The organism is Bacillus gobiensis (assembly GCF_001278705.1).
In the GTDB taxonomy this organism is placed as follows: domain Bacteria; phylum Bacillota; class Bacilli; order Bacillales; family Bacillaceae; genus Bacillus; species Bacillus gobiensis.
Genome location: NZ_CP012600.1, coordinates 883255 through 901880 on the forward strand (window position 1 = coordinate 883255; position 18626 = coordinate 901880).

The window sequence follows — 18626 nt, forward strand, 5'->3', positions numbered from 1 at the left end:
AGAAGGAGGATAATGAATGGTTGTAACGAGAAAACCGATTCCAGTAGGACAAGCAGTAGAAAGAGTGATGAACGTTTCCAAAAAAGGAGAAACGGAATGGGTGCCGCTGGAGCAGAGTTTACATCGCCATTTGGCGGAAACAATAATTGCTGATCATGATATACCTGCATTTGATCGCTCTCCATACGATGGATTTGCGATCAGAGCGGAGGATTCTATCCATGCCTCCAAAGAAAATCCCCTCACATTTCATGTCGTTGATCATATAGGTGCAGGTAGTGTGTCAGAAAAGAAAATCGGTCGGTATGAGGCAGTCAGAATTATGACTGGCGCAAAAATACCCGACGGTGCAGATACAATCGTCATGCTTGAGCTCGCGAACGTGATATCCGAGAATGGAAATGAGCGAATCGAATTGAAGCGACCCTTTTACTCTGGTGACAATATTTCGAAAAAAGGGGAGGATACTGCTGAAGGAGAAAGGCTCATTCCCGCAGGAACAGTTATCGATTCAGGTGTTATTGCGTTGTTGGCGACATTTGGTTATGCAGCAGTAAATGTCGTGAAAAAACCGAAAATTGGAATCATTGCGACCGGAACAGAGCTGTTAGATATCAGCGATCCGCTTGAGCCGGGCAAAATCAGGAACAGCAATGCGAGTATGATCTATGCCCAAATTCAAGAAGCCGGCGGTGAACCGTTGAATCTTGGGAAAATGGCTGACCACTTTGATTCTTGTTATGAGGCAGTAAAAAAGGCGATCGATAAGGTTGATTTTCTTATTACTACGGGCGGAGTGTCTGTCGGTGATTTTGATTTTTTACCCGCCATTTATGAAAGACTCGGGGCCAATGTACTCTTTAATAAAGTAGGGATGAGGCCCGGCAGTGTGACAACGGTGGCAGAATATAAAGGAAAGCTGTTATTTGGTTTATCGGGCAATCCTTCCGCATGCTTTGTCGGCTTTGAACTTTTCGTCAAACCGGTCATCAAAAACTGGCTATTAAGCGACAAGCCCTATTCACTTTATCATCAAGCGACACTGAGCAAGGATTTCCTTAAAGCGAATCCATTTACCAGATTTGTTCGTTCGTCCGTATCAAGTGAAAACGGAAAATTATTTGTCGACCCGGTCGGCCTCGATAAATCCAGCTCAGTCATTTCACTTGCATCAACAAATGCATTGCTCGTTCTTCCAGGTGGGACAAAAGGATACCAAAAGGGCGATCAAGTGATTGTGCTGATGATTAAGGAAGAAAGAGGATGTGAATGGCCGTGGGACATCATCCTTTCATCCTCCAAATAATCGGATATAAGAACAGCGGGAAAACGACGATGATGGAGAAGCTGGCAGCTGCAGCGGACAAAAAAGGGTGGTCGGTAGGCTGCTTAAAGCATCATGGTCATGGCGGTGAGCCGGATGCCGCCAAAAATGATTCTGAGCGCTTTAGCAAAGCAGGAGCTGCGGTTTCAGGGGTTGAAGGAGAAGGAAGACTGCTGCTTTCTATTAAAAAGGTAAAATGGACGCTTGAAGAGATCCTGGATTTATATGTTTATTTAAATGTTGATTGTCTATTTATCGAAGGATATAAACAGGCGAAATATAAAAAGGTTGTCATCTTAAAAAGCGAGGAAGACGTCGAGCTACTGCAAAATGCAGAGCAAGTCATTGCCGTTATATACAGGGATGAAAAGCTTCGCGGTGTTTCTTTCGGAGTGCCGGCTTTTCATGCGGATGACCCATTGGCTGTTCCTTATTTAATAAACTGTATGGAGGAAGAAAATTTTGCATGACCAATTTGAAATCACAGAATCGGAAATCGATGTCCAGTCTGTAATCAAAAAAGTAGAGTCTAATAAAGCAGGAGCAATTACTACGTTTATTGGAACCGTCAGAGAATGGACGAATGGGAAAAAAACTGTTTATTTAAAATATGAGGCTTATAAACCGATGGCTGTTAAAATGCTTCAGCAAATCAGCGATGAAATCAGCGAGCGCTGGCCACTCACAAAAACGGCAATCAGCCATCGTGTCGGCAGCCTTCGTATTTCAGAAGCTGCTGTTGTTATCGCGGTATCATCGCCGCATCGAAAAGATGCCTATGAAGCGAATGAATATGCAATCGAACGAATCAAACAAATTGTACCTATATGGAAAAAAGAACATTGGGAAGATGGAACCTCATGGATCGGAAATCAGCAGGAAACGATTTCTTATCCGTCTGGAGCGCCCGGCTTAGGGAAACAAGGAAAAAAGGGTGAAGAAAAATGATAACGATTCTGTTATTTGCCGGTCTTGCTGAGAAAGCCGGCACCAAAAAGATCACGTTGGAAAACGAAGAGACAACGACTGGAGAAATTGTTCGCCTGCTTAAGGAAAACTATCAATTAGAACAAGTGCACCAATCAATGATTGCCGTGAATGAGGAATATACCCAGGGTGACAAAAGAGTAGTTTCTGGGGATACGGTTGCATTTATTCCGCCTGTAAGCGGAGGTTAATTTTCTTAAGGGTGGTTAGCGATATTAATAATGCGCGATTTTCAAAATCGGTTATCAATTGATAACCGATTTTTTGCGTATTTCACATTTTTCAACTCCAGTATTACCGCCCCTCATTCAAAAGAAGTAGTGGTTCTGATAAAATTGTTTGATTTTTGAAAAATAAGTGGATATTTATTTCGATTACCGATATATTAGATGATGTGCCACGTCTTACATGATATGGAAAGGTGCTGAAGAGATGAAGACGTTTGAAAAATTAAAAGCATTTTATTGGCCTTACAAGTCGGTGTTTTTATGGTCTCTCTTATTTATGCTTTGCATGACGGGTATCACAGTCGTTTACCCTGTTGTTCTTCAAATTACAATTGACGAAGTGATTTATAAAGGACAATACGAACTCATCCTCTGGATCAGCATCGGCTTTATCGGCATTATGACGATCAAGGGAATCACAACTTATTTCCACCAATACTTAGGAGATTTATTCGGGATTAAATCGGTCTATCGTTTACGAAATGAGCTGTACGCGAAGCTGCAAAGACTCCCGTTTGGTTACTATGATAATGCCAAAACAGGGGATTTAATGTCCAGGCTGACAGCTGACGTAGAAGGATTTCGCTTCTTTTTATCGTTTGGTTTATCCGAGCTCATTCGCTTTGTTTTATTAATTGTAATTAGTCTTTCTGTCATGTTTTATTATTCCGTACCGCTAGCCCTTGTCACAATAGCGGCAATGCCTTTATTGGCGATATCCGTTTACAGCTTTGACAAAAGGGTTCACCCTGCATTCCGCGGGATTCGAAAATCTTTTGGAGTTTTAAACACAAATGTTCAGGAAAATATCAGCGGAATTAATACCGTTAAATCATTATCAAGAGAAGATTTTGAAATCAGCAAGTTTAATACATCGAATAAAGATTATAAGCAGAATTTTCTTCATACATCTAATGTGTGGGCGAAATTCTTTCCTTTGATGGAATTGATAGGGAATATATGTACCGTTGCTTTGCTATGTTACGGAGGATATCTTGTCATTTCCGGACAGCTCAAGCCAGGCGCATTAGTTGCTTTCTTCAGCTTGGTAAACTACATTATGTGGCCGATCATGAACTTGGGGTTCGTTATTAACCAGTTTTCGCAAGCGAAAGCTTCAGGAGAAAGGCTGCTGGAAATTCTCGAAGCAGATGAAAAAATTACAACCCGCGAAAACGCGATCCATACAGAAAAATTAAGAGGACATGTCAGTTTTAAAGACGTGTCATTAAAATACGGAAAAGAAGATACTGAGTCTATTAAACATGTATCCTTTGAAGCACCTCCGGGAAAAACGATAGGGTTAATCGGGGCGACAGGATCAGGAAAAAGCAGCATCGTTCAATTGATGAGCAGATTTTATGAGCCTACCGGGGGCGAAATTGCCATTGATGGAAAGCCGATAGCCGATTATTCCTTAAAAACGCTCCGGGCAAACATCGGGGTCGTATTGCAAGAATCATTTTTATTTTCTTCTACAATTCGTTCGAACATTTCTTACGGGAAGCCAAACGCTACAATGGAAGAAATTATCGAAGCGGCGAAGCTTGCCCAGGCTCATTCCTTTATTATGGAGCTGCCTGATCAATATGATACGATGCTTGGCGAGAGAGGACTCGGCTTATCTGGCGGGCAAAAGCAAAGGTTGGCGATCGCAAGAGCCATTTGTAAGGATCCAGCTATTCTTGTGTTTGATGATTCGACAAGTGCGGTCGATATGGAAACCGAGCATCGGATTCAGCTCGCTCTGCAAGAAGTGATGGAGGATCGAACTACCTTTATCATTGCCCACCGAATTTCTTCAATTAAGCATGCGGATGAAATCCTCGTGATGGACAATGGAAGCGTTGTCGAACGCGGAACTCATCACGAACTTATTCAATTAAATGGTCATTATAAACGCATTTTCGATTTGCAATACAAAGATCAAGAAATGATCGTTACATCCCATCAAGCGGGTTAGGGGGCATAAAATGCAAACATCAAAAAAACAAAATATGACCAACAGGTTTTACTATGCTTCAGACCAAATTATTGATAAGCCTTTTAACTGGGCGCAAATGTGGCGACTTTTGAAATACTTGGAGCCTTATAAAAAACGTTTGCTCCCGCTTTCCTTTATTACGGTTCTTATCGGAACGTTTGTAAGGCTGGCAGTACCGATTCTTATCGGTGTTTATACACTCGACCAAGCAATATTGGAAAAAGATACAAATTTGCTGATTGTGTTAGTTGCGATCATCAGCGGTTTGTATCTCCTGAATTATGCAGCAAACACTTGCAGGATCCGCTGGATGAATATGCTTGGACAAAACGTAATCTATGATTTGAGGCAGCATTTATTTACTCATGTACAGAGTCTTTCCCATCGTTTTTTTGATCAAAGATCGGCCGGATCCATACTTGTACGGATCATGAATGATATTAACTCCCTGCAGGAGCTTTTCACTAGCGGAGTTATTAATTTGCTCATGGATATTCTCTTATTGCTCGGAGTCATTGTTATCCTGTTTACACTCAGCCCGGAGCTGACAATTGCGATCATGATTACGCTGCCTATCATGTTTATCATATCCACGACGCTTCGCAAAAATATCCGGCGGTCGTGGCAGTCGGTTCGAATGAAGCAGTCAAAGCTTAATTCCCATCTAAACGAAGGGATTCAAGGAATTCGAGTGACTCAAGCCTTTACACAAGAAAATGAGAATATGGAGTTTTTTAATAGCGTCAATACGGAAAACTATGAGTCATGGAGAGAAGCAACAAAAAAAAGTGCGATGTTTCGTCCATTCGTTGAAATGACAAATGCAGTAGGAACAGCAATCCTGCTTTGGTATGGCGTCACCCTTATCATGAATGAAACGATCTCAATCGGAGTGTTTGTATCCTTTGCTTTTTATCTAGGCATGTTCTGGGAGCCAATCAGCCGGTTAGGGCAGGTTTATAATCAGCTGCTGATGGGAATGGCTTCTTCAGAAAGAATATTTGAGTTTCTTGATGAAAAGCCGCTCGTTGCAGAAAAAGAAGATGCGATACATGTGAACAAAATCAAAGGTTATGTTGAATTTGACGAAGTGGAATTTTCATATGACGGAAAAAGAAAAGCCCTTTATCCAATTTCGTTTGATATTCCTGCCGGAACAACGATTGCGCTGGTTGGGCATACCGGTTCAGGCAAAACGACGATAGCGAATCTCATCAGCCGATTTTATGATGCAACTGGAGGAGAAGTAAGAATAGATGGTATTCCGATCACAAACTTAGCGGTTGCGAGCCTGCGCTCTCAAATCAGCATTGTGCTTCAGGATACATTCATTTTTTCAGGAACGATTATGGAAAACATTCGATTCGGCCGGCCGAATGCCACGGATGAAGAGGTTATTGAAGCAGCAAATGCTGTAGGTGCAGATGATTTTATTTCCTCCTTGAAAAACGGCTATTCGACTGAGGTGGAGGAAAGAGGGAGCGTACTTTCTGTGGGCGAAAGGCAGCTTATATCGTTTGCCAGAGCCTTACTAGCAAACCCGAGAATCCTCATTCTCGATGAGGCAACCGCAAGCATCGATACAGAAACAGAGGTAAAAATTCAAGAGGCATTGAGCACCCTTTTGAAAGGACGTACAGCAGTGATCATAGCCCACAGGCTTTCTACGATTCGGGGAGCAGATAAAATTATGGTGCTCGACCACGGACGGAAAATGGAGGAGGGAAGCCACGACGAGCTGATGGCGAAAGAAGGCGTGTACTGCGAGCTTGTAAAAGCCCAATACCGGATGTTTCAGACTCAGTAAAAACCTTCGGGCTTCCGAAGGTTTTTTCTCTGCATTCAAGTGTTTACAAATGATTATACTAAAGGTAATATTATTAATCGTGAACGAAAATTAATGATTTTGGTTGAAATTGAAAGTTTTTTTATTGTTTTTTCTTAATAGAACGGTTACAATGAAATTGTAATGAATGCGTTTCCATTTTCATTGCAGGGGGTGCAAAAAAATGCTCACTCAAGAACGTCATCAGGTAATTCTTGACGAGGTCCAATTAAATGATGTGGTCGCTCTGCAGCGGCTCGTGCAATTAACGAATGCTTCTGAATCAACCATTAGGAGAGACCTTACAACTCTTGAGGAGCGTGGGTTTATAAAGCGTGTTCATGGAGGGGCTTCAAAGCTTTCCGACATTCGTACGGAACCGGACATGCAAGAGAAATCATTCAAAAACCTTCAAGATAAGCAGGAAATAGCCAGGGAAGCTGCAAAGCATGTTGGTATTGATGAATGCATCTATCTGGATGCCGGCACAACAACCCATCAAATGATCCAATTTTTAGATAAAGCTAACAATGTACTCGTTGTAACCAACGGAGTTATGCACATTGAAGAGCTATCAAAAAAGGGTATTCCTTTTTATATATTGGGAGGGGCTGTCAAACATCGAACAGGTGCGATCATGGGAGGCTATGCATTGCTGTCTCTTGAACAATACCGGTTTGATAAGTGTTTTTTAGGTACGAATGGCATACATTTAGAGGCGGGTTTTACGACGCCGGATCCTGAAGAAGCGATTATTAAGAAAAAAGCTGCAGGTCAATCCAAAAAAGCTTATGTCTTAGCAGACCCGAGCAAATTCGGGGAGATATCCTTTTCCTCATTCGCTCCTATTTCTAAAGCAGCAATTGTAACAACAAATCTGGATCAGGACTTATATCGAACGTATAACAAGAAAACAGAGGTAAAGGTAGTGAATACATGATTTATACGGTAACTTTAAACCCATCTGTCGATTATATTGTCAAAGTTGAAGATTTTGAGCTCGGCGGTCTGAACCGATCGTCATATGATGTGAAATACCCTGGCGGAAAAGGAATTAACGTATCGAGGATCTTAACAAGGCTTCAGGTGTCATCAAAGGCACTTGGATTTATTGGCGGATTTACTGGAGAATATATTCGCTCATTTTTGGAAAATGAAGAACTGAAAACTGCTTTCCAAGTGGTGAAAGGTGATTCAAGAATTAATATTAAGCTTAAAACAGGGGCAGAAACAGAAATTAATGGTGTTGGACCAGTTATTTCGGATCAAGATTTCACTAAATTTCTTAATCAATTTTCAGAGCTTAAGGAAGGTGACTTCGTTGTGGTCGCCGGAAGCATTCCTTCATCGCTGCCGCAGTCAACGTATGAACAAATTGCAGAAATCTGCAAGCGTCAAAATGCAAATATTGTACTCGATATATCGGGAGAAGCACTTAAAAAAGCGGCGCATATGAAGCCTTTCTTAATGAAGCCGAATCATCACGAATTGGGAGAAATGTTCCAAACAACAATCGAAACAATCGAAGAAGTGATTCCATATGGGAAAAAGCTCGTCACCGAAGGCGCAACCCATGTGATTGTCTCGATGGCTGAAAAAGGCGCCTTGTTATTTACAAAAAATGACGTGTTTCTTGCCAATGTCCCTAAAGGTAAGCTTGTCAATTCTGTGGGGGCAGGAGATTCAGTTGTAGCCGGTTTTATGTCAGGAATCGAAAAAGGAATGGATATCGTTGATTGTTTTCGCCTAGGAGTTGCTTCAGGGAGTGCAACTGCTTTCTCCGAAGAACTGGCAGAACGTCAGTTAATAATGGAGCTTTTGCCTGAAGTTCAGGCAGAGCGTTTGTAAGGGAGGATTTTACGTTGAAGATTACTGAACTATTAACTAAAAATACAATAAAATTAGCGATTGAAAACACGCAAAAAGACATGGTCATCGATGAACTGGTCGACGTACTTGATCAGGCCGGCAAGCTGAATGACCGTGAAGGATACAAAGAAGCAGTTTTAAATAGAGAAAAGCAAAGCACTACAGGTATCGGTGAAGGGATTGCGATCCCCCATGCGAAAACAGGAAGCGTAAGCGATCCGGCAATCGCATTTGGCAGAAGTGTTCAAGGAGTGGATTATGAGTCATTGGACGGCCAGCCGAGCCAATTGATATTTATGATTGCGGCTACAGATGGTGCAAACAATACGCACCTTGAAGCATTGTCCAGACTATCAACCTTGCTTATGCGGGAAGAAATACGGAAGCAGCTTCTTGAAGCCGCAACTGAGGAAGATGTACTTGACATCATTAATTCCCATGATAAGGATGATGAAGAAGAGGAGCAAACTCCTCAGCATGCTCCATCTGCAAAAGGAAAAATCCTTGCCGTTACGGCATGCCCGACAGGAATTGCCCATACCTTTATGGCGGCGGATTCTTTGAAGGAAAAAGCAAAAGAGCTCGGCGTTGATATTAAAGTAGAAACGAACGGTTCAGGCGGCATTAAAAATGCGCTGACTGCTGAAGAAATTGAAGAAGCAACAGCAATTATAGTTGCTGCTGACAAACAGGTCGAAATGCAGCGTTTTAACGGTAAGCACGTCATCGAGGTTCCGGTTGTTCAAGGAATAAGAAAACCTCAGGAATTAATTGAACGAGCCCTGAAACAAGATGCTCCGGTGTACCGCGGAGACGGATCGAAGGCCGAAAAAGGCGAAAAGTCTTCCGGAAAAGGACGTAACGCATTTTACCGTCATATTATGAACGGTGTCAGTAACATGCTTCCGTTTGTTGTCGGAGGCGGGATTTTGATCGCCATTTCTTTCATGTTTGGTATTGACGCGGTAGATCCCGAAGATCCAAGCTATAATCGTTTTGCTGAAGCTTTAAGCACGATTGGTGGCGGAAACGCATTCGGATTAATGATTCCGGTTCTGGCAGGTTTTATTGCGATGAGTATTGCCGACCGTCCAGGACTTGCACCGGGTATGGTCGGAGGTTTTATGGCTGCACAGGGTCAAGCAGGCTTTCTCGGCGGATTGATTGCCGGTTTCCTTGCCGGATACATCGTAGTTTTATTGAAAAAGGCATTAAACGTCATGCCGCAGTCGTTAGAAGGATTAAAACCTGTACTTCTCTATCCTGTATTCGGTATTTTCTTTACTGGAATCATTATGTTCTTTGTCATTATCGATCCTGTAAAAGCAATTAATCTCGGATTAAGTTCGTGGCTTCAAGGCCTCGGGACAGGAAATCTTGTTCTCCTTGGAATTGTTCTTGGCGGAATGATGTCGGTTGATATGGGCGGACCTATTAACAAAGCAGCATTTACGTTTGGAATCGCGATGATTGACGCTGGCATTTTTGGTCCGCATGCTGCTATCATGGCAGGCGGAATGACAGCTCCACTAGGTATTGCGCTTGCAACTTCGATCTTCCGGAAAAAATTCACAAAAAGGGATCGCGAATCGGGAATCACTTGCTATTTCATGGGCGCAGCATTTATCACAGAAGGCGCCATTCCATTTGCAGCAGCAGATCCGCTTCGCGTGATACCTGCAGCAGTTGCCGGTTCTGCAGTTGCCGGCGGATTGACAATGTTTTTCGGATTGGGGCTGCGTGCTCCGCATGGCGGACTCTTTGTTTCTCCGTTTGTAGAAGGTAGTCCATTCATCTATATACTTTGCATTTTAATTGGCGCATTGGTTACAGCCGTACTATTGGGTATTCTAAAAAAACCAGTTACTGAATAGTAAACAAAAAAGTGCTGCGAGACTGTCTTGCAGCACTTTTTACTTTGCAATGCTCATTTCTTCCTGAGCACAAAGAAAAATTTTCAAGCTGAGGCAAGATGAAATTATGCCTTTTTCAAAACATGTGATAAAGTATAGGTAAGAAGCTTTGCATCTGGTTTAGGAGGAAAAGTTTTGGCAGAAGAAAAAGTAAAGAAAAAAAAGAATTCACTGATAGAGTGGGCGAAGGCTTTAGTTATCGCAATTGCATTAGCGCTTATTATTCGGGTATTTCTCTTTGAGCCTTATTTAGTAGAAGGGACTTCCATGAATCCTACCTTGCATGACGGGGAACGGCTGTTTGTCAATAAAACGATTGGCTATGTCGGAACGCTGAATCGCGGAGATATTGTGATTATTGACGGAGATGACAGCAGCGTTCATTATGTCAAAAGATTAATAGGGCAGCCAGGTGACACCGTCGAGATGAAAAACGACCGTCTCGTCATAAACGGCAAAGAAATTCCGGAACCTTATTTATCGGAAAATAAAAACCAGGCGGACGAGCTTGGTGTCCATTTAACCGGTGATTTTGGGCCTGTCGAAGTTCCAGAGGGGAAATATTTTGTGATGGGAGATAACCGTTTGAATTCGATGGATTCAAGAAACGGACTCGGTTTAATTGATAAAAGCCGAATTATCGGAACCTCCCAGTTTGTCTTTTTTCCTTTCAATGAATTAAGGCAAACCAAATAATCAGAGCCTTATTTCCTTTGGGGAATAGGGCTATTCGTAATGTTCTAATAACCAATGATTTATATGTATTGTAATTCGTGATATACTTTTTTAAATGAAGCTTGTTAGTTAATGGAGGAAATAAATTATGATAGCTGTAAACAATGTCAGCCTGCGTTTTGCGGATCGCAAGCTGTTTGAAGACGTAAATATTAAATTCACCCCCGGGAATTGCTACGGGTTAATTGGTGCAAATGGAGCCGGAAAATCGACATTCCTAAAAATTCTATCTGGTGAAATCGAGCCTCAAACAGGTGAAGTCCATATGAGTCCTGGAGAGCGCCTAGCCGTGTTAAAGCAGAACCACTTTGAATATGAAGAGCATGAGGTTCTTAACGTTGTTATCATGGGCCACAAACGCCTTTATGATGTGATGAAAGAAAAAGACGCGATCTATATGAAGCCGGATTTTTCCGATGAGGATGGGATTCGTGCGGCTGAGCTTGAAGGGGAATTTGCTGAATTAAACGGATGGGAAGCAGAGAGTGAAGCGGCTGTTTTATTAAAAGGACTCGGCATAGACGAGGAGCTTCATTCTAAGAAAATGGCCGATATTGGCGGATCTGATAAAGTAAAGGTGCTGCTTGCCCAAGCGTTATTCGGCAAGCCGGATGTCCTTTTGCTGGATGAGCCTACCAACCACCTTGATTTACAAGCAATCCAATGGCTTGAAGAATTTTTAATCCAGTTTGAAAATACGGTAATTGTCGTATCCCATGACCGCTATTTTTTGAACAAAGTATGTACACATATTGCCGATCTTGATTTTCAAAAAATTAAAGTGTACGTCGGAAACTATGATTTTTGGTACGAATCAAGCCAGCTTGCCTTAAAATTATCTCAGGAAGCCAATAAGAAAAAAGAGGAGCAGATTAAGCAGCTGCAAGAATTTGTGGCTCGATTTAGCGCCAATGCGTCGAAATCAAAACAAGCAACTTCACGGAAAAAATTGCTCGATAAAATAACGCTTGATGATATACAGCCTTCCTCACGCCGTTATCCATATGTCAACTTTACTCCTGAAAGAGAGATTGGTAATGATGTATTAAGAGTAGAAGGTCTTTCGAAAACAATCGATGGACAAAAGGTATTGGATAATGTCAATTTTATTATGAACAAAGAAGATAAAATTGCGTTTACGGGCCGGAATGAACTCGCTGCGACCACTCTTTTCAAAATATTGACCGGAGAGCTTGAGCCTGACAGCGGCAGCTATAAATGGGGAGTAACGACCTCACAGGCCTATTTCCCGAATGACAACAGCGAGTACTTTGAGAACGTCGATTTAAATCTCGTTGACTGGCTGCGCCAATATTCACCAAATGACCAGAGCGAAAGCTTTTTAAGAGGATTTTTAGGAAGAATGCTTTTCTCTGGGGAAGAGGTATTGAAAAAATCGAATGTTCTTTCCGGTGGGGAGAAAGTTCGCTGTATGCTTTCCAAAATGATGTTAAAAGGCGCCAACATCCTTATCTTGGATGAACCAACCAACCATCTTGATTTGGAATCCATTACGGCGCTAAATAACGGTCTTATCAGCTTCAAAGGAGCTATGTTGTTTACTTCTCATGACCATCAATTTGTCCATACCGTTGCCAACAGAATTATCGAATTGACGCCTACAGGTATTGTCGACAAACAAATGAGCTACGATGAGTTTTTAGAAGATCAATCAGTCAAAAGCAAGCTTGAAGAATTATATGCATAATTTTCTTCACAAAAAAACCAGAATCCTATATGGATCTGGTTTTTTTCATACTATATTAGAATGCCCAATTTCCACTGCGGAAGATTGGTTCTCTTTTTCCATCCTTTGTGATTCCGTCAATATCCATGTCGCTTGATCCGATCATGAAGTCAACATGGGTGATGCTGTTGTTCACGCCTTCTTTTTCTAATTCTTCACGGCTCATGCTCTTTCCGCCTTCTATATTGAAAGCATAGGCACTCCCGATAGCGAGGTGATTTGACGCATTTTCATCAAAAAGGGTATTGAAAAATAAGATTTCTGATTGGGAAATCGGCGAATCATGCGGTACAAGGGCAACTTCACCAAGGTAATGAGAGCCTTCATCCGTTTCAATCAGCTCTTTTAGAATCTCTTCCCCAACACCGGCCTGTACGTCGATAATTCTTCCGTTTTCAAACGTAAGCTGGAAGTCGTCAATAATGTTTCCGCCATAGCTTAATGGCTTCGTGTTTGCAACTTTTCCGTTGACTCCATCTTTCTTAGCTAATGTAAATACTTCTTCAGTCGGCATATTAGCCATAAAAGGATCGCCTTTTTCGTTAATGCTTCCGGCTCCAGCCCACAGATGCTTTTCAGGAAGCTCGATCGTTAAGTCGGTTCCTTTTGCCTTATAATGCAGGGCATGGTAGCGATTTTCGTTAAGAATATTCACTTTTTCATGAAGGTTTTGATCGTGCTGCTTCCACGTTTCTATCGGATCAGCTTGATCAACTCGGGTCGTTTTAAATATTTCATTCCAAAGCAGCGCAATTGCTTCGTCTTCTGGATTGTCAGGAAAAACCTTTTTTGCCCAGCCTGCAGAAGCAGCGCCGACAACAGTCCAGCTGACCTTGTCTGATTGGATGTATGTACGGAATTTATGCAGTGCTGTACCAGCAGATTTTTGAAAGGCAGCAATTCGTTTTGATTCAATTCCTGCCAGTAAGTCAGGGCTTGATGAGACAATGGAGATAAATGCCGCACCTTTTTCCGCCAATGCTTCGACTGCTTTGGCCTCCCATTCCGGATATTCTTCAAAAGCCTCAAATGGGGCCATTTCATATTTTATTCTGGACACAGCGTCATCTTGCCAGCGGACGGTCACGTTTTTCGCTCCAGCCTTATAAGCCTCTTTGACGATCAAGCGTACGAATTCGGCTACTTCATTCGAAGCGTTTATGACAACTTCCTGTCCTTTTTGTATATTTACTCCTGTTTCAACGATAAGCTGTGCATATTTCACTAGATTTTCATTCAATAAACTCATCATTTAACCTCCTTTTCTCCCCATCATAACAAAAATTTCTAAAAAAGAGAAAAAGAACAGGTGACTGGACAGGATTTTCTCTTTTTTAAAGGATTCAAGGCCTGGTTGCACTTGCAGGACGGTTTTCAGGAGATTCCTGCATATTGGCGAGACTGACGCTCATACCTCCAAGAATAATTCCACTTAACACAATTGTGATCATGATACGCCTTACCATATCCTTAACCATATGTATCTTATTCCTCCTTAAAGTAGATCCACTCTTCACGTTATGAGTGACGGTCGGAAAAAAGAAGTGAAATGTATGAGATTTTGTGACAAAAAAATAAATGAGCGGGTACAGACAACTCGTTGTTGTTACCATTTTCAAAAATCAAGTTTTCCGGAATTTTGTTTTTGGTTGTTTTTCTTCAGTGCATCGATAACCATTTTTATTTCCGGTGAGAATTTCGCTTTCGTTTTATAGGCAATAAATAATTCATTGGATACTTTTAAATTTCCCAGGATGATTTTAAAGCCTTTATAATCATTCGCATCTTTCAGTATAAATGTCGGAATCAAACTAATACCATTTCCATATTCAATCGCTCTTAGTAATGTATGAAGATCCGGCAATACATGAACGGGCTTAATTAGAGGGCGTTTATTTAGGTGTTTTCGCCAAAATCGCCTTATGATAGGAAGCTCTAAGCCGTAGCTTAGCCATTTCTGTCCAGACAGCCATTGTTCCATTTCAATGAGATTCGTAAAGGCGGGGACATTCGTTTCTTCAGGTGCCACCAACACGAATTCTTCTTCCATCAGCTTTACGTGCTCAATACCGGGAGTTTGATACTTTTTCGAAGTTACGATTAGATCGACCTTATCTTCTTTTAAATGTTCAAATAGGACAGAAGCAACGCCAAATTGTGCCACGATCCGAAAGGTATACGTATTCAGGTTCGGGAGAATTTGTTCTTTAAAAAATTCAAGAGCTGACCCGAGTCTGATAACAGGCACTGTTGGAGAAGAAATGCCTTTAAGCCGCATCGTTTTTTCTTCCAATGATTCAATGAGAGGTGCGATTTCAGAGTAGAGCTCTTTCCCCCGTTCTGTAGGAATCATTTTTCGCGAAGCCCTTGTAAACAGACGCTCTCCCACCTCAGCTTCCAGAGAGGATAAGTGCTGGCTCATGGCAGGCTGCGTCATGATTCTTTCCTTTGCCGCTTCAGATACAGAATTGTGTTTAAATATGCTGATAAAGCTGCGATACCATTCAAAATCGACCATTATACGTTGATTCCTTTCTTCATGTATAAATATATTTATATATTAGCATGTTTTTTGTAATTTGTTTTATACTAAGCCATTGCTTAAAATTAACATGTGTAAGACAAAAATTTATTTAGGGAGGATTTGAAATGGGGAAAAAAAGTATTGATGGTTGTCACGAACCACACGGAAATATCCGAAGGAAAAACAACTGGAATATGGTTATCAGAGTTTGCTGAAGCTTATATAGAATTTACGAGTAAAGGATTTGGGGTTACAGTTGCAAGTCCCCTTGGGGGGAAAGGCCCTGTTGATCCGGGCAGCGTTGATGAAAGCACGCCGCAACAAATTCTAGAGGCGAAAAAATATTTGGAAAACACAATGAAACTTGATGAGGTTTCTTCAGAAGGTTTCGATGCGATTTTCTTGCCAGGCGGTCATGGAACAATGTTCGACCTGCCACAAAGCCAGAAATTGCAGGAATTGCTTCGTGACTTCTATGAAGCAGATAAAATTGTTGCAGCTGTTTGTCACGGACCAGCTGGGTTAATTGGAGCTACATTATCAAACGGCCAGCCTCTCGTCACGGGAAAACGCGTCAACGCCTTTACCGACTCTGAGGAAGCAGAAACAACATTGGATCAATACATGCCTTTCTTGCTGGAAAGTAAACTTCGTGAACTTGGCGCCATCTTTGTTGCGGCACCAAACTGGAACACACATTATGAAGAGGGCGGGAACTTAATTACCGGACAAAATCCACAGTCCACCGCAGCTGTAACGAAAGCGGTTATTGAAAAACTTGCTTAATCATTCTGGAGGACTAAAAGACGAATAAGCGCTCGAGAAAAGTCCTTCACACAGGTTATGAAGGACAAAAAAACGCATGAGCACCCGAGAAAAGTCCTTCACACAGGTTATGAAGGACATAAAGACGCATGAGCGCTCAAAAAAAGTCCTTCACACAGGTTATGAAGGACAAAAAGTCGCAAGATCGCCCGAGAAAAGTCCTTCACATAGGTTATGAAGGACAAAAAGACATAAGAGCGCCCGAGAAAAGCGGGTGTCTCAAAAACTAGTCTCCAAGAAATAACTAGAAAACCAAAAAACACAATTAATGAAGCATATTGACTTAATTTCGTGTTTTTTTCATTGCCCCTATTTTCTCGTTATTTAGTTATTCAACAATTTTATTTGGTTACTAAATAAAAACTAATAAACATGATCGTCTAAAGATACGATATTAGTCTGTTGTACTTAGTTTTCTTAATTCATGTAATTCGAACCTATACAAAATACCTTTTTCTTATTTTGCAGACCAAAATTTATTCAAATACCAACAACAATATCTATCATAGGATTTACAAAAGCAAACTCCCTCTAAATCATAGAGGGAGTCGCTCTTTTCAATATTATTTAATCGCTTTTAGCAGTTTGTCAATGACCTGCAGGGAACGTCCTGTGCCGATTGCAACAGATTCCAATGGGTTGGGAGCCAAGTGCACTGGAACGACAATTTCATTCGAAAGCCAATCTTTAATGCCGTTAAGCAGGGCTCCTCCACCAGTCAATATGACACCGCGGTCAACGATATCTCCGCTTAGTTCTGGAGGACAATCCTCTAATGTTGCCCGGATCGCTTCAATAATGTGCAGTAGCGATTCTTTCATCGCTTCCTGAATTTCATTCGATTCCAAAGAAATCGTTTTTGGCAGGCCGGTAACCAAATCTCTACCTCTCACTTCAAGAGTCATCGTCTCGTGATCGATAAGCGCATAGCCGATTTCTATTTTTACTTGCTCGGCTGTTCTTTCTCCGATCAGCAGATTATATTTTTTCCGGATATAGGAGACGATGTCTTCATCGAGCTGGTCCCCTCCGATTCGAATGCTGTGGCACGACACGATTCCTCCAAATGAAATAATAGCTACTTCGGTCGTTCCGCCGCCAATATCGACGATTACGTTAGCAACCGGTTCATCAACAGGCAAATCAGCTCCAATAGCTGCAGCGACCGGTTCTTCAATTAAATGAACATGCTTTGCCCCGCAGTTTTTTACTGCATCACTGATCGCTCTTCGCTCGACAGCCGTTGAACCTGATGGTGTGCAAACAACAACGCTAGGTTTTCTAAAATTAAAACCGATGTTTTTTCCAGCTTTTTTCATAATATGCTTTAAAAGATCCGTAGTCATTTCATAATCAGCTATAACACCGTCCCTCATTGGACGTACCGCCACAATTTTGCCAGGGGTTTTTCCGATCATACTTTTTGCTTCATTTCCTACGGCCAAAATATTTCTCGTTTCTGTGTCTACAGCAACTACAGAAGGTTCATTTAAAATTATTCCTTTATTTTTACTGTAAACCAGAATATTAGCTGTTCCTAAATCAATTCCTATCTCAGTAGATTGAAACATATTTCCACCCAATCTCTTAATAATTTATTTTATTTGTGTTCATCACAAACAATTAGTAGAAATAGGTCGAATTATGGGGGTATCTGTTTTAATGAAATAATTTCGTAATATTAGTGAATCATAGGATGATTGCAAAACATGACGAGATTTGCTTTTCGAATCCTTCGGCATAAGATAAAATACTAGTATCTGAAAAATGAATGGCAGGGGAGGCCGAAACATTGGAACAACTTTTATTTGTATACGGTACATTACGAAAAAATTGCAGCAATTCCCACTTTTTATCTCATGCGGCCTTGGTAAAAAATGAGGCATGGATTGTAGGCGGGCAAATGTACGACACGGATTTAGGTTATCCTGTAATGTCATTGACTCCTACTTCAAGTAAAGTTTACGGAGAATTATATCGTATCCGAAAGAATGAGTTTGAAGCGATAGATCAGTTAGAGGAAGGCTATGAGAGAGCGGTGCACACAGTATATACTGATACAGGCGTTGAAAAAGCTTGGGTGTATACGATGGACGATAGTAAATGCCTGGAATTCACAAAAATTGAAAACGGAAATTGGAAAGAATACCTGATGATCAAAGAAAAGCCTGATGATATATACTATTTTGCCTACGGGTCATGTATGGATGAAGATAGGTTTAAAAAGGCTAAAGTGGATCATTTGTTCCTAAATGTAATCGGCGGAGCCATGCTTCAAGGCTATACGACAAGATTTACCGTACGATTGCCAGATGGAGGAAGAGCTGATATTGTAGAGGACGACGGTGTAACAGAAGGGGTTCTCTATAAAGTTCCCCAAGACGCTGTGACGTATTTATATAAAAGAGAAGGTGTTTTTGAGAATTTATATAGACCTGCTTTTGTGGATGTGAACGTTAATGGAAGAAGCTACCATGATTGTCTTACTTTTATTGTGGTAGATAAAAAGAACGAATTGGCTCCCCCAGATCACTACAGGGCAGAAATCGAAAGAGGAGCTGAACGATATTTAACTCGTGAGTTTTTCTTAAAAATAGTAGAGCATATGAGTAATTTGAAAATCAACAACATTTAAATCACTTCATATTTCGAAAAGGAGAAATTAT

17 protein-coding genes are annotated in these 18626 nt (G+C 41.3%); 13 read left to right on the top strand and 4 right to left on the bottom strand.

The window, feature by feature from the left end; translation table 11 throughout:
• Positions 1 to 16 precede the first annotated feature (16 nt).
• From AM592_RS04335 to AM592_RS04385, 11 genes are all read left to right on the top strand, one after another.
• Positions 17 to 1306 carry a molybdopterin molybdotransferase MoeA gene (locus tag AM592_RS04335; RefSeq protein WP_053602647.1) on the top strand — a complete coding sequence of 430 codons (1290 nt, stop codon included), beginning with the start codon at positions 17 to 19 and terminating at the stop codon, positions 1304 to 1306.
• Positions 1270 to 1794 (top strand): molybdopterin-guanine dinucleotide biosynthesis protein B, encoded by a 525-nt coding sequence (mobB, locus tag AM592_RS04340; protein ID WP_053602648.1) that lies wholly within the window; start codon positions 1270 to 1272, stop codon positions 1792 to 1794. Before AM592_RS04335 ends, mobB begins: the two co-directional genes overlap by 37 nt.
• Positions 1787 to 2272, top strand: coding sequence for a molybdenum cofactor biosynthesis protein MoaE (locus AM592_RS04345; RefSeq protein ID WP_053602649.1), 486 nt, complete (start codon positions 1787 to 1789; stop codon positions 2270 to 2272). Before mobB ends, AM592_RS04345 begins: the two co-directional genes overlap by 8 nt.
• On the top strand, positions 2269 to 2502 hold the full coding sequence (gene moaD / locus AM592_RS04350; protein WP_053602650.1) for a molybdopterin converting factor subunit 1: 234 nt from the start codon (positions 2269 to 2271) through the stop codon (positions 2500 to 2502). Before AM592_RS04345 ends, moaD begins: the two co-directional genes overlap by 4 nt.
• Positions 2503 to 2743: 241 nt before the next feature.
• Complete coding sequence (locus AM592_RS04355; RefSeq protein WP_053602651.1) at positions 2744 to 4501, top strand: ABC transporter ATP-binding protein; 1758 nt, start codon at positions 2744 to 2746, stop codon at positions 4499 to 4501.
• Between the two features lie 10 nt (positions 4502 to 4511).
• Positions 4512 to 6329: an ABC transporter ATP-binding protein gene (locus AM592_RS04360; RefSeq protein ID WP_053602652.1), complete on the top strand. Its 1818-nt coding sequence runs from the start codon at positions 4512 to 4514 to the stop codon at positions 6327 to 6329.
• A 202-nt stretch (positions 6330 to 6531) separates the two neighbouring features.
• Positions 6532 to 7287 carry a DeoR/GlpR family DNA-binding transcription regulator gene (locus tag AM592_RS04365; protein WP_053602653.1) on the top strand — a complete coding sequence of 252 codons (756 nt, stop codon included), beginning with the start codon at positions 6532 to 6534 and terminating at the stop codon, positions 7285 to 7287.
• On the top strand, positions 7284 to 8195 hold the full coding sequence (pfkB, locus tag AM592_RS04370) for a 1-phosphofructokinase (RefSeq protein ID WP_053602654.1): 912 nt from the start codon (positions 7284 to 7286) through the stop codon (positions 8193 to 8195). The genes AM592_RS04365 and pfkB overlap by 4 nt, the downstream gene beginning before the upstream one ends.
• Positions 8196 to 8209: 14 nt before the next feature.
• Entirely contained in the window at positions 8210 to 10090 is a 1881-nt protein-coding gene (locus AM592_RS04375) for a PTS fructose transporter subunit IIABC (protein ID WP_053602655.1), read from the top strand.
• 174 nt (positions 10091 to 10264) lie between these two features.
• Complete coding sequence (gene lepB, locus AM592_RS04380; protein ID WP_053602656.1) at positions 10265 to 10825, top strand: signal peptidase I; 561 nt, start codon at positions 10265 to 10267, stop codon at positions 10823 to 10825.
• 127 nt (positions 10826 to 10952) lie between these two features.
• Positions 10953 to 12572, top strand: coding sequence for an ABC-F family ATP-binding cassette domain-containing protein (locus tag AM592_RS04385; RefSeq protein ID WP_053602657.1), 1620 nt, complete (start codon positions 10953 to 10955; stop codon positions 12570 to 12572).
• Positions 12573 to 12627: 55 nt separating this feature from the next.
• Here the strand turns inward: AM592_RS04385 and AM592_RS04390 are convergent, their stop codons facing one another.
• The 3 genes from AM592_RS04390 to AM592_RS04395 all read right to left on the bottom strand — a co-directional run bounded on the left by AM592_RS04390 (position 12628) and on the right by AM592_RS04395 (position 15129).
• Positions 12628 to 13860, bottom strand: coding sequence for an aminopeptidase (locus AM592_RS04390; RefSeq protein WP_053602658.1), 1233 nt, complete (start codon positions 13858 to 13860; stop codon positions 12628 to 12630).
• Positions 13861 to 13954: 94 nt separating this feature from the next.
• Positions 13955 to 14089, bottom strand: a complete 135-nt coding sequence (locus AM592_RS24495; protein WP_098945195.1) for a protein YkpC — start codon at positions 14087 to 14089, stop codon at positions 13955 to 13957.
• 137 nt (positions 14090 to 14226) lie between these two features.
• Positions 14227 to 15129: a LysR family transcriptional regulator gene (locus AM592_RS04395; protein WP_053602659.1), complete on the bottom strand. Its 903-nt coding sequence runs from the start codon at positions 15127 to 15129 to the stop codon at positions 14227 to 14229.
• 150 nt (positions 15130 to 15279) lie between these two features.
• Between AM592_RS04395 and AM592_RS04400 the strand changes: the two genes are divergently transcribed.
• Positions 15280 to 15921 (top strand): type 1 glutamine amidotransferase domain-containing protein, encoded by a 642-nt coding sequence (locus AM592_RS04400; RefSeq protein ID WP_053605979.1) that lies wholly within the window; start codon positions 15280 to 15282, stop codon positions 15919 to 15921.
• Positions 15922 to 16523: 602 nt separating this feature from the next.
• On the opposite strand, the gene mreBH is transcribed toward AM592_RS04400, so the two are convergent.
• Complete coding sequence (gene mreBH / locus AM592_RS04405) at positions 16524 to 17531, bottom strand: rod-share determining protein MreBH (protein ID WP_053602660.1); 1008 nt, start codon at positions 17529 to 17531, stop codon at positions 16524 to 16526.
• A gap of 221 nt (positions 17532 to 17752) precedes the next feature.
• On the opposite strand from mreBH, the gene AM592_RS04410 reads away from it, so the two are divergent.
• Positions 17753 to 18595 carry a gamma-glutamylcyclotransferase family protein gene (locus AM592_RS04410; RefSeq protein WP_098945196.1) on the top strand — a complete coding sequence of 281 codons (843 nt, stop codon included), beginning with the start codon at positions 17753 to 17755 and terminating at the stop codon, positions 18593 to 18595.
• Positions 18596 to 18626: the final 31 nt, after the last annotated feature.